This window comes from Mycolicibacterium peregrinum (genome assembly GCF_001665625.1).
Classification (GTDB): Bacteria; Actinomycetota; Actinomycetes; order Mycobacteriales; family Mycobacteriaceae; genus Mycobacterium; species Mycobacterium peregrinum_B.
In genome coordinates this window covers 31172-43721 of the sequence record NZ_LZSY01000095.1, presented here as the reverse complement: position 1 = coordinate 43721, position 12550 = coordinate 31172, and the positions used below count along the sequence as shown (strand labels likewise).

At 66.0% G+C, this 12550-nt stretch carries 9 protein-coding genes; 1 reads left to right on the top strand and 8 read right to left on the bottom strand.

Annotation, left to right across the window (positions count from 1 at the left end; translation table 11 throughout):
• Positions 1-138 precede the first annotated feature (138 nt).
• Positions 139-2040: a translational GTPase TypA gene (gene typA / locus A5779_RS13770; RefSeq protein ID WP_064882728.1), complete on the bottom strand. Its 1902-nt coding sequence runs from the start codon at positions 2038-2040 to the stop codon at positions 139-141.
• A 287-nt stretch (positions 2041-2327) separates the two neighbouring features.
• Here typA and A5779_RS13765 point away from each other — a divergent pair, with 287 nt between their 5' ends.
• Positions 2328-2594 (top strand): hypothetical protein, encoded by a 267-nt coding sequence (locus A5779_RS13765; protein ID WP_055120552.1) that lies wholly within the window; start codon positions 2328-2330, stop codon positions 2592-2594.
• On the opposite strand, the gene A5779_RS13760 is transcribed toward A5779_RS13765, so the two are convergent.
• The 7 genes from A5779_RS13760 to A5779_RS13730 form a co-directional block, all read right to left on the bottom strand.
• Positions 2591-3028, bottom strand: coding sequence for a pyridoxamine 5'-phosphate oxidase family protein (locus A5779_RS13760; RefSeq protein WP_064882726.1), 438 nt, complete (start codon positions 3026-3028; stop codon positions 2591-2593). The two genes, A5779_RS13765 and A5779_RS13760, sit on opposite strands and share 4 nt — an antisense overlap.
• Before the next feature lie 3 nt (positions 3029-3031).
• Positions 3032-4417 carry a WS/DGAT/MGAT family O-acyltransferase gene (locus A5779_RS13755; RefSeq protein WP_064882724.1) on the bottom strand — a complete coding sequence of 462 codons (1386 nt, stop codon included), beginning with the start codon at positions 4415-4417 and terminating at the stop codon, positions 3032-3034.
• Positions 4418-4478: 61 nt separating this feature from the next.
• On the bottom strand, positions 4479-5207 hold the full coding sequence (gene narI / locus A5779_RS13750) for a respiratory nitrate reductase subunit gamma (protein WP_064882722.1): 729 nt from the start codon (positions 5205-5207) through the stop codon (positions 4479-4481).
• Entirely contained in the window at positions 5207-5884 is a 678-nt protein-coding gene (gene narJ / locus A5779_RS13745) for a nitrate reductase molybdenum cofactor assembly chaperone (RefSeq protein ID WP_174554304.1), read from the bottom strand. Before narJ ends, narI begins: the two co-directional genes overlap by 1 nt.
• Positions 5884-7533 carry a nitrate reductase subunit beta gene (gene narH / locus A5779_RS13740; RefSeq protein ID WP_064882719.1) on the bottom strand — a complete coding sequence of 550 codons (1650 nt, stop codon included), beginning with the start codon at positions 7531-7533 and terminating at the stop codon, positions 5884-5886. Before narH ends, narJ begins: the two co-directional genes overlap by 1 nt.
• Complete coding sequence (locus A5779_RS13735; protein WP_064882717.1) at positions 7530-11216, bottom strand: nitrate reductase subunit alpha; 3687 nt, start codon at positions 11214-11216, stop codon at positions 7530-7532. Before A5779_RS13735 ends, narH begins: the two co-directional genes overlap by 4 nt.
• Positions 11213-12436, bottom strand: coding sequence for a nitrate/nitrite transporter (locus A5779_RS13730; RefSeq protein ID WP_064882715.1), 1224 nt, complete (start codon positions 12434-12436; stop codon positions 11213-11215). The genes A5779_RS13735 and A5779_RS13730 overlap by 4 nt, the downstream gene beginning before the upstream one ends.
• Positions 12437-12550: the final 114 nt, after the last annotated feature.

Here is a 12550-nt window from a genome sequence, read left to right as displayed (position 1 = left end):
ATCCCCCGCGATATCGCTACCGGCGCATCTCAGCTCTGAGGCGCACCGCCGCAGCCCCCCACCGCGAGTGGCCAGTTATCGCACGTTACGCCCGAAAAGCGGTGCAATAACTGGCCATTCGACGACCGAAAGCGGAAGCTAGCCGCGCGCCTTGGCCCGTGCCTTGGCCCGAGCCCGCAGCGAGGCGGTCAACTCGACCTTGCGGACCCGGACGACCTCGGGGGTCACCTCGACACACTCGTCCTCGGCGCAGAACTCCATGGCCTGCTCGAGTCCGAGGTCCAGGGGCCGGGCCAGGGTTTCCATGACGTCGGCGGTCGAGGACCGCATGTTCGTCAGCTTCTTCTCGCGGGTGATGTTGATGTCGAGATCCTCGGCGCGCGGGTTGATCCCGACGACCTGGCCTTCGTAGGTGTCCTCGCCCGGCTCGACGAAGAACTGTCCGCGGTCGGCCAGCTGGATCATCGCGAACGGGGTGATCGACCCGGACCGGTCGCTCACCAGCGAGCCGGTGTGGCGGGCCCGGATCTCCCCGGCCCACGGCCGGTAGCCCTCGAACACCGCGTTGGCGATGCCGGTGCCACGCGTCTCGGTCAAGAAGTCGGTGCGGAAGCCGATCAGTCCGCGGCTGGGCACCACGAAGTCCATGCGCACCCAGCCGGCGGCATGGTTGGTCATCTGTTCCATCCGGCCCTTGCGGTTGGCCATCAGCTGGGTGATGGAACCGACAAACTCCTCGGGACAGTCGATGGTCAGCTCTTCGAACGGCTCGTGCAGCTTGCCGTCGATGTTCTTGGTGACCACCTGCGGCTTGCCGACGGTCAGCTCGAAGCCCTCACGGCGCATCTGCTCGACGAGGATGGCCAGCGCCAGCTCACCACGGCCCTGCACCTCCCAGGCATCAGGGCGGCCGATGTCGACGATGCGGATCGACACGTTGCCGACGAGTTCGGCGTCGAGACGGTTCTTCACCATGCGGGCGGTCAGCTTGTGACCCGACACCCGGCCGGCCAGCGGCGAGGTGTTGGTGCCGATGGTGACCGAGATGGCGGGCTCGTCGACGGTGATGCGCGGCAGCGCGTGCGAGTTGTCGGGATCGGCGAGGGTGTCGCCGATCATGATCTCGGGAATGCCCGCGACGGCGACGATGTCGCCGGCAACGGCCTCCTCTGTGGGGTTGCGGTCGACGCCCTCGGTGGCCAGCAACTCGGTGATCTTGGCGTTGGTGATCACCGGCGAGCCGTCGACCTCGCGCATCCACGCGACCTGCTGGCCCTTCTTGAGCCGGCCGTTGTAGATGCGGATGAGGGCGAGGCGGCCGAGGAAGGCCGAGGCGTCGAGGTTGGTGACGAGCGCCTGCAGCGGCGCCTCCGGGTCACCCGAGGGTGCCGGGATGTGCTCCATCAGCACGTCGAACAGCGGGTCCAGGTTCTCGCCGTCAGGGTTCTCACCATTTTCGGGCTGCGTCGTCGACGCGATGCCGGCCCGGCCCGAGGCGTACAGGGTGGGCAGATCCAGTGCCTTCTCGGCGGCCGCCTGGGCCTCGTCGTCAAGATCGGAGGCGACGTCGAGCAGCAGGTCGTGGCTTTCCTCGACGACCTCGGCGATGCGGGCGTCGGGCCGGTCGGTCTTGTTGACCACCAGGATCACCGGAAGGTGCGCGGCCAGCGCCTTGCGCAGCACGAACCGGGTCTGCGGCAGCGGCCCCTCCGAGGCGTCCACCAGCAGGACCACACCGTCGACCATGGACAGGCCACGCTCCACCTCGCCACCGAAATCAGCGTGACCAGGGGTGTCGATGACGTTGATCACCGTCATGGTGCCGTCGGCATGGTGCCGGTGTACCGCGGTGTTCTTGGCCAGGATGGTGATGCCCTTTTCCTTCTCAAGGTCACCGGAGTCCATCAGGCGCTCGACTGCGTCGTCGCCGCGGTGCGTCAAGGCACCGGACTGTCGCAGCATCGCGTCGACTAGGGTCGTCTTGCCGTGGTCGACGTGGGCGACGATGGCGACATTGCGAAAGCTCGGGCGTGAATCCACACCGACATTCTCGCAGGCTGGCCGGTCGATCACGAAAACGAGAGAGCCCCGTCACGTTGAAGTCCGCAAAAATCGCCGGCCTGAAGCCCAAGAAAAAGTGCTGCAAAAGCAAGCCGCGCTGCAAACGCTGCCCGCTGGTTCTGCACAAAGTCCGCAAGGCCGAGAACAACGGATTGCACGGTAAAGAACTGGACAAGGTCTTCAAACGGGCCAGGAAGTCCTAGGTTTCGCGAGTACCGTTTCAGGTATCCGTCACGTTGCGATAGGCGAGCTTGGAGGTGCCGGTCATGACGGTTTATGAAGCGCTCACGGTCGCGTTGATCATGGTGCTCGCTGCGGGAACCACAGTCGCGATCTATGTGGGTATGGCCAACTGGATCGGCGCCTGCTACATGGTCCGCTGCAGCGAATGCCACCACCTGACCTTCGCGTCGGCGAACCAGCCGCAGGCCTCCTGCGCGCACTGCCGTCACCCGATGCTGATGCACCCGCTGTATGCGACGCAGCATCCGGGCCACGCCGTGCGGGTCGTCGACGACCGGCTTCGGTACTAACCGCCGCCCGCCGCACCGTAGTGCGGCATCGCATGGTTCCGGAGCTGACGCCCGGTGACCTTCTCCGACCGTATCCGCACGAAATGATCGCGGCGCCCCTCAGCCCACGGCTGCACGAACGTCCCGGCGACCTGCACCTGCTCGTCCACGTCGGTGATGTGCTCGGCATGCCCGACGATCGTCACGCTCCAGCCGGTGCGTAGGTCGGGGTCGAGCTCGTCGGCCTCGAACGCCACCACCTGACGATCGGTCGCGGCGATCAGCTTGGGCCCGCCGGCCACCCGGATCACCACATCGTCATGCCACACCCGGAAATTGACGGGCTGCACAGCCGGCAGGGCGTCCTCGGTGAACACCAACCTGCCGACGCGTACCCCCTCCAGCAGATCCAGGCACTGCCTGCGGGTGAGAACGCCGAGTTCAGATCCCTTCATCGGTCAACCTCCCTGTACGAGTTGCAGAGTACCCACGGGGGTGGCCCGCCAGTGGCCAATGCCGATATCGACCAGACGGGCGACCGCGCGTTCGATGCCACGGGCCAATTCGGACACATCGGGCGCCGCGTCGTAATCACCGATCACCCCGAACACCAGGCGGTCGGCGTAGCTCATGATGGCCACACCGGTGCGTAGCTGCAACGCCAGCGGCGGAATCGGAAGCAGCCGGACGATGTCGCAACCCATGACACACAGTCGATTCCGCGGGCCCGGCACATTCGTGGCCACGGTGACGACGCCGCGCTGCGGCAACCGGGTCAGTGCCCGCACCGTCCAGGCGGTGAGCGGGAACGGGATTGCGTTGGCCGCCGACACCAGGACATTTCCCGCTTCGCGCTGCCCGCTGGCTTTGGCCCGGGACAGCCGCGAATGCACGGCGCGCAACTGCTGTAGCGGATCGGCCTTGTCGACCGGGAGGTACGGCAACATCACCGACACGCGGTTGTCGGTCCGATCGTCCGCATCCGCGGTGCGCACCGAGACCGGCACCAAGGTACGGAGCGCATCCCGGCTGGGCTTCTCGCCGCGACGGATGAGGGTGTTGCGAAAGCTGTCGGTGATCGCCGCCAGGGCAACATCGTTGACGGTCACCCCGAATTCCCGGCATACCGTGTCGACGTCGTCCATCGACACCTCGCCGGCGGCGTAGCGTCGCATGCTGGTAACCGGGCCGGTCAACGAGGTGGCGGCCGCCGGACGCAGCAGGCCGGTGACGATGCCAACCGCACCCTGGACGGCCTGCATCGCGGCCACGGGCAACCCAGTCGAAATGCGCCACGCCTTACCGATCCACTCGACGGGGTTGAAAACAGCGGTCCCCCCGGCGGTTTGTTGCTTCAGGGCATGGCCGGTCAGGTCGCCGTCGTCGCACAGGCGGCTGAGCAGCCGGGTGGCCGCGATCCCGTCGGCGATGCAGTGGTGGACCTTCAACAGGATCGCCCATCTGTTGCCGGCCAGACCGTCGACGACCCAGCATTCCCACAGCGGTCGGTCCCGGTCCAGGCGCCGTTCCATGATGTCGGCGGCCCACCGGTACAGCGCCGCATCGTCGCCGGGTTGGGGCAGCGCCGCATACCGGATGTGGTGTGCCGCGTCGAAATTGGTGTCCTCTACCCATCGCGGCGCCCCGAGGTCGAGGGGCTGGGTGTGCAGCAGCTGATGCAGGCGGGGCGCGGTCATGGCCCGTTCGGCAAGCGAGGCCACGACGGTGTCGGCGCCGGGCATCGGTCCGTCCAGCACGGCGATCGCCCCGATCGCCAGGCTCGCGTGCCGGTCGGAGTCCTCTGCTTCCAGGAACCCCGCGTCCAGGGCGGTCAACTGCTCCATACCGTTGATCCTCCGCCTGACGGGGATCCGCACAGCAGGGCCGAAGGTCCCTAGTTCGGGATCACCAACCCCGACGCTGCGGGCGGGATCCGACCAGTTCACTCTCCTTGGCGACGTCGCGGCTGCGGTACACGACGTAGGGCCGGAACAGGTAGCCGATCGGCGCGCTGAACACGTGCACCAGCCGGGTGAACGGCCACAGGCAGAACAGCACGAGCGCGATCATCACGTGGATGTGGAAGTACACCGGCGCCTGGACCATCAAGTCGCCGCGGGGCTGGAAGATCCAGATCGAGCGGAACCACGGCGAAACAGTCTCGCGGTAGTCGTGCTCGGCGCCCTCGGGCGTCGCCCCGATCGCCGTACAGGCGAACCCGGCCACCATCGCGGCCACCAGGACGACGTACATCGTCTTGTCGTTGACAGTTGTGGCCATGAACACCGGGCCGGTGGCGCGGCGGCGGTAGATCAGCAGTGCGATGCCGACCAGGGCTGCAATTCCGGCGATGCCGCCGAGGATCACCGCCTGCAGGTGATAGATGTGGTCACTCATCACCAGATCCATCCACGATTCGGGGATGAACAGGCCGATGACGTGTCCGACGAACACCACGAGCATGCCGAAGTGGAACATCGGGCTGGCGATGCGCAACAACCGCGACTCATAGAGCTGGGACGAGCGGGTGGTCCAGCCGAACTTGTCATAGCGGTACCGCCACCAGGTGCCCACGGCCACCATCGCCAAGGTCACATACGGCACCACGTCCCAGAAGATCTCCCAGCCCGACATCAGAGCACCTCCTGTACCCGGCGGGGCGGAACGGTCAGCTGAAATGGCTGCAGTCCCACCGATTCCGCAGGCGGTCCGGACATCATCAGACGCGACACGTCATCGACCGAAGCCAGCGACGGCAGGGTTCGGGCCACCGCCGCGACAACCGGCGAGTACGGTGACCCTGCGTCGGCCAACGCGCGCGCAACCACACCGATGGGCACCCGGTATTTGGCGAGCAGCCGTCGTCCCGCCTCCGGGTCGACAGTGGCCGCAAACTCCAGCACCACCGGAAGATGGTCGGGTGCCTCACCTTTCGGGATCTCGACGCCTGCGGCCCGGTAGGTCTGAGTGAATTCGACCATGTCTGCGCCTCGGTTGCGGGTATCGCCCGATGTCCAGTACGTCAGCAGCATGGTGCACCGCTTCTGGAGGTCGAAGGTGTCGACGTACTCCTGCTGCAGCTCCATGGTGGGGCGCAGGCTCAACCCGACGACGGTTTCGCCGAGCAACGCCCTGGCGTCACCGGTGACGTGGTCCAGCAGGCGTGCCGCGGCCTGCAGCCGGTCGGTATGCCCGTCGTCCGGGTAGGCCAGCATCAGCGACGCCGCCTGCCACACCAAGCGGTCCTGCATGGTGTTGTCGCGGGTGCGACGCGTCAGGCCGCTGTCGCGGGTTCGGTTGCGACGCTTCATCACCGATCACCACCTGGGAACATCCCGGACGGCACTCCCCTGCCGTCCCAGTTGAGCAGATTGACGCGCGAGGGCCGGTCGGCGTTGGCGGCCATGCCGTCGCTGGTCTGCCGGTGTTGCAACGCGTGGAACGTCTCCACCGCCACCGGGACGGGCCCACCGCTGGCCTCACCGAAAGGACCCGACTCGTACATTCCGGGGCCGCCTTCGAAGGACAGCGAGCAACCGGGCTCCTCCGTCCCGGGAATGCCCTCGGTGCTGTACGCAGTCGGAATGACGTAGCGCTCCTCGTATTTCGCGAGCGCCAGCAGCCGGTACATCTCGTACATCTGTTCCTCGGTCATCCCCACCGCGGCCGGGATGTGCGGCTGGGTGTCGCGCCCGAGGTTGATGTCACGCATGTACGAGCGCATCGCCGCGAGACGGCGCAGCACTCCCTCGACGACCGCGGTGTCTCCCGCGGTGAACAAGCCGGCGAGGTATTCGATCGGGATCCGCAGTGCCTCCAGGGCTCCGAACAGATTGCCGACGTCCTCGCCGTCGTGCCCGTCGCGGCTGACCGCGTCGACCACCGGCGACAGCGGCGGGATGTACCACACCATCGGCACCGTCCGGAATTCCGGATGTAGCGGTAGCGCGACACCATAGGTGTGGATCAACTTGTACACCGGGGAACGTTGGGCGGCCTCGATCCATTCATCGGAGATGCCCTCGGCCCGGGCCCCGGCGATCACCTCGGGGTCGGTCGGGTCGAGCAGGATCTGCCGCTGCGCCTCGTAGAGGTCCTTGTCGTCGGGCACCGATGCCGCCTCCAGCACCCGGTCGACGTCGTAGAGCACCAGACCGAGGTAGCGCAACCGGCCCACGCAGGTCTCGGAGCACACCGTGGGTAACCCGACCTCGATCCGCGGGTAGCACAGCGTGCACTTCTCGGCCTTGCCGGTCTTGTGGTTGAAATACACCTTCTTGTAAGGACATCCGGACACACACATGCGCCAGCCGCGGCAACGGTCCTGATCGACCAGCACGATGCCGTCCTCGGAACGCTTGTACATCGCGCCCGACGGGCAGGACGCCACACACGCCGGGTTCAGGCAGTGCTCGCAGATCCGGGGCAGATAGAACATGAAGGTCTGCTCGAGTTCCAGCTTGATCTGTTCGCTGACCTGTTTGAGGACCGGATCCCCTGGCACGATCTCCGGCGACCCGGCCAGGTCGTCGTCCCAGTTCGCCGACCACGACACCTTCATGGGCTTGCCGGTGATCAGGCTGCGCGGCGGCGCGGTCGGGATGTGCTCACCCAGCGGCGCCGAGGTCAGGTTCTCGTAGTCGTAGGTCCACGGCTCGTAGTAGTCGTCGATCGAGGGCAGCTTCGGGTTCGCGAAGATCCTGGCCAGCTTGGCCAGCCGACCGCCGTCACGCAGTCGCAGCCGGCCACGCCGGTCCAGCTTCCACCCCCCGCGCCACTTCTCCTGGTCCTGGTAGGTACGCGGATAACCCTGCCCCGGACGGGTTTCGACGTTGTTGAACCAGACGTACTCGGTGCCGGCCCGGTTGGTCCAGGCCTGTTTGCAAGTCACCGAACACGTTTGACACCCGATGCACTTGTCGAGGTTCATCACCATCGCCATCTGGGCCATGACCTTCACTGGTACTTCACCTCCTGCGAGCGGCGGCGGACCACCGTCACTTCGTCACGCTGATTTCCGGTGGGGCCGAGATAGTTCCAGGCGAACGAGTGCTGGGCGTACCCACCGGCAAGATGGCTGGGCTTGACCAACAGCCGGGTCAGTGAGTTGTGGATACCGCCGCGGGTTCCGGTGGTTTCGCTCAGCGGTACGTCGATGGTCCGTTCCTGGGCGTGGTAGACGTACACCACTCCCTCTGGCATGCGGTGGCTGACCACGGCGCGGCACACCAGTACGCCGTTGCGGTTCACCGCCTCGATCCAATCGTTGTCCTTCACATCGATCTTGTCGGCATCCAACGGACTCATCCACATGGTCGGGCCGCCGCGCGACAGTGACAGCATGAACAGGTTGTCCTGGTACTCCGAGTGGATCGACCACTTGGAGTGCGGGGTCAGATACCGCACGGTCAGGCCGATACCGTCGCGGCCCAGCTTCGATTCGCCGAACAGCCGCGCCATGTCCAACGGTGGCCGGTAGATCGGCAACTGTTCGCCGAGTTCCTCCAACCAGTCGTGGTCGACGTAGAAATGCATTCGGCCGGTGAGGGTGTGGAAGGGCTTGAGCTCCTCGATGTTCACCGTGAACGGCGCGTAGCGCCTGCCGCCGGTCTCACTGCCCGACCACTCGGGGCTGGTGATCACCGGGACCGGTCTGGCCTGGGTGTCGGCGTAGGTGATCCGGCGTTCCTCGTTGCCGATGGCCAGGTGAATGAGCTTGCGACCGGTACGTCGTTCGAGTTCCCGGAAGCCTTCCACCGCGAGCCGGCCGTTGGACGTGCCCGACAGTGCGAGGATCACATCGGACATCCGCTCAGCCGTGGTGATCGCCGGGCGGCCCTGGCCGGCACCCGAATCCATCACCCCGAACTTGGCGGCGAGTTCGGCCACCTCCTGGTCGGGATGGGTGGTGACGCCCTTGGTGGTCAGACCCAAGCTCTCGACCAGTGGGCCCAGTGTTGCCCACTTCTCGGCGATTGCCGTGTAGTCGCGCTCGACCACCACCAGCGGACCCATCGTCTTGCCCGGCACCGGCGTCTCACCGGTGACCCGCCAATCATGTTCGGTGCCACCGGGATACGCCATCGCACCCGGGGTGTCGTGCTGCAGTGTGCCCATCACCACGTCGGTGCGGGTGCCCAGGTGCCGGGCCGCGAGCGCGCTGAAGGTCCGGGCGATCGCACCGAAAGCTTCGAAATCCGAACGGGTTTCCCACGGCGGGTCGACCGCCGGACTGAAGGCGTGAATATAGGGGTGCATATCGGTGCTGGACAGGTCGGACTTCTCGTACCAGGTCGCCGCGGGCAGCACCACATCGGAGAGCAACGTCGTCGACGTCATACGGAAGTCGATCGACATCAGCAGGTCGAGCTTGCCCTCGGGAATGTCCTCGGTCCAGGCCACGTCCTTGGGCCGCAACTCCGCCCCGGCCGGCTCGGCCTGCACGTTCGACGTCGTGCCCAGCAGGTGCCGCAGGAAGTACTCGTTGCCCTTGCTGGACGAGCCCAACAGGTTGGCCCGCCAGACGTTGAGTACACGAGGCCAGTTCGCCGGATTGTCGGGATCGGTGACCGCGAGTTTCAGCCCACCACTTGCCAATTGGCCGGCCACATAGTCGGGCACTTCCTGGCCGGCAGCCTTGGCCTCGTCGACCACATCCAGGCTTGAGCGGTCGAACTGCGGGAAGAACGGTGTCCACCCCATGGCCACCGCCGAACTCATCACATCCATCGTGTGCTTGTCGCGGAATCGGCCCCGCCCGACCGGACTGGACAGCGCGTCGGCCCGGTATCCGTCGTAGCGCCACTGGTCGGTATGGGCGTACCAGTACGACGTGCCGGCCATCTGCCGCGGTGGGCGCGACCAGTCGGTGCCCATCGCCATGGCGGCCCACCCGGTGACGGGACGGCACTTCTCCTGGCCGACGTAGTGTGCCCAGCCACCGCCGTTGCGGCCCATCGAACCGGTGAGCAGCAGCAGTGCCAGCACGGCCCGGTAGGTGGCATCGCCGTGGAACCACTGGCAGATACCGGCGCCCATGATGATCATCGACCGGCCGCCGGATTCCTCGGCGTTGCGGGCGAATTCGCGTGCCACCCGGATGGCCTGGCCCGCCGAGACTCCGGTGATCTGCTCCTGCCAGGCCGGGGTGTACGGCTGGGTGGCGTCGTCGTATCCGGTGGGCCACTCACCGGGCAGTCCGGGCCGATGCACGCCGTACTGGGCCAGCATCAGGTCGAATACCGTGCACACCAGGTGCTCACCGACCCGTCGCACCGGCACCCCGCGCTGCATGGTCGCGCCGCTGCCGTCGACGGTGTCGAACCGCGGCAACGTGATCTCGGCGGTCTCGAAGATGTCCCCCGACACCGTCAGCGCGGGAACCAGGTCCTCCAGATCGAGATTCCACTTACCGACACCATCGGCGCCGTACCGGAACCCGAGCGAGCCCTGCGGGACTGCGACACTGTTGCTCGCACCGTCGAGCAGCACCGGCTTGAACGCCGCGTTCTCCTGCTCGGCGGTCGGGCCGCCGAGATCTGCTGCGGTGAGGTTTTTCCCGGGCACCAGCACACCGTCGCGCTCTTCGAGCTTGACCAGGAACGGCAGATCGGTGAACTTGCGAACGTAGTCGACGAAATAGGGAATCCGCTTCTGCACAAAGCATTCGTCGAGGATGACGTGGCCCATCGCCATCGCCAGCGCCCCGTCGGTGCCCGCCGCGCACGGCATCCACTCGTCGGCGAACTTGGTGTTGTCGGCGTAATCCGGGCTGACCGTCACCACTTTGGTTCCGCGGTAGCGGACCTCGGCCATCCAGTGCGCATCGGGCGTACGCGTCACCGGGACGTTCGAGCCCCACATCATCAGATAAGACGCGTCCCACCAATCGCCGGACTCCGGCACATCGGTCTGATCGCCGAACACCTGCGGAGAGGCCACCGGCAGATCGGCGTACCAGTCGTAGAACGACGTCATCACCCCGCCGATGAGCTCCACGAATCGGGAACCGGCCGCGAACGACACCATCGACATCGCCGGGATCGGTGAGAAACCCGCCACCCGGTCCGGCCCGTAGGTCTTGATGGTGTGCACATGCGCGGCGGCGATCATCTCGGTGGCCTCGGTCCAGCTGACCCGGACCAGGCCGCCTTTACCGCGCGCCCGGTGATAGCGCTTGCGGCGTTCCGGATCGCCCTGAATGTCGGCCCAGGCGAGCACCGGATCCTTCAGGCGCGCCTTGGCTTCCCGATACATCTCCACCAGCACGCCACGCGCATACGGGTACCGCACCCGCGTCGGCGAGTAGGTGTACCAGGAGAACGCCGCACCGCGCGGGCATCCACGTGGCTCGTACTCAGGTCGGTCCGCCCCCACCGACGGGTAGTCGGTCTCCTGGGTTTCCCAGGTGATGATCCCGTCCTTGACATAGATCTTCCAGGAGCAGGAACCCGTGCAGTTGACCCCGTGGGTGGAGCGCACCACCTTGTCGTGGCTCCACCGGTCGCGGTAGAACACGTCGCCCTGACGGCCCCCCTGGCGTGTGACCGTACGCAGGTCGTCGGAGAACTCACCGGCGGTGAAGAACCTCCCACTGCGCTCGAGCAATTCCTCGATCGATCCGCCGACGTGGGGCTTGCTCATCGATGGGCCTCCTTGGCCTGCTGAGGTTCGTGGGCGTGCAGTCGTAGAGCGGTGTAGCCGAACGCCACCAATGCCGTCGCCACCAACAGCACAAGCCCGACGGAGTAGTCGTGATCCACAGCGTCGTACGTAGCGCCCATCACCAGCGGCGGGAAGTAGCCGCCCAAACCACCTGCGGCGGCCACGATTCCGGTGACCGAGCCCACCTCTTTGGCCGGTGAACGACGCGCCACCCAGGCGAACACGCCGCCGGTACCGATGCCCAGGAAGATCGCCAGGCCGATGAAGGTCGCCGCCGACCACACGTCCGGGGGCGGCTGGAACATCGCGATGAAGGCGAGTACCGCGGTTCCGGCGAAGGACGTGAGCACGACGTACTTGGGCGGTATCCGATCCGATAGCGCACCGCCGATCGGCCGGGCCAGCACCGCGGCCAGTGCGAAGCCCGCTGTGCGGGAACCTGCTTCGACGGAGGAGAACTCGTACACGTTCTTGATGTAGGTGGGCAGGTAGTTGCTGAATGCGACGAACCCACCGAAGACCACCGCGTACAGGAACGACATCTCCCACGTCACCGGAAGTTTCAGCGCCGACTTGAGCTTCGGCAGCACCGGGTCGGTGTTCGGCTGGAATGCCGGTGAATTGCGCATCACCACAATGCACAGCACCGCCGTCAGCGCCAGGGCCGCCGCGATGATGAGATGCGTCGGGAACAATCCGAACCACCGCACAAATCGCGGAGTGAAGAATGCCGACAGCGCTGTGCCGACCATTCCCATGCCGAATACGCCGGTGGCATATCCGCGGCGGGACGGCTCGTACCAATTGTTGGCGAACGGGATTCCGACCGCGAATATGGTGCCCGCGATTCCCAGGAAGAATCCGCACACCAACAACATCGGATAGGACCGGGCCTCACCCGCCGCCCCGACGGCCAGCACCGGCACGATCGAGGCCAGCGTCACCGCGAGGAACATGGTGCGACCGCCGTACCTGTCGGTCAGTGAGCCGACCGCTATGCGGCCCAGCGATCCGACCAGTATCGGCGTGGCGACGAGCATCGAAGCCTGCGTGGCACTGAGCTTCATGTCGCCGGCGTAGGTAGTGGAGAGTGGGCCGATCATGTTCCAGGCCCAGAAGTTGATGGCCGAGACCCAGGTGGCCAGCGCAAGATTCATGCCCTGCCCTTGGCCCAGGTACGGCGTACTTGCCGTGGTCACTCGAACAGCAAAACATCATGTTCGGCGCGGTCGCGTCATTTTCCCGGAAACGTTGTGGGTGGTTTCACGGAAATGTAATCCGCAACATCGATATGCCCAAATAAATCTCATGCG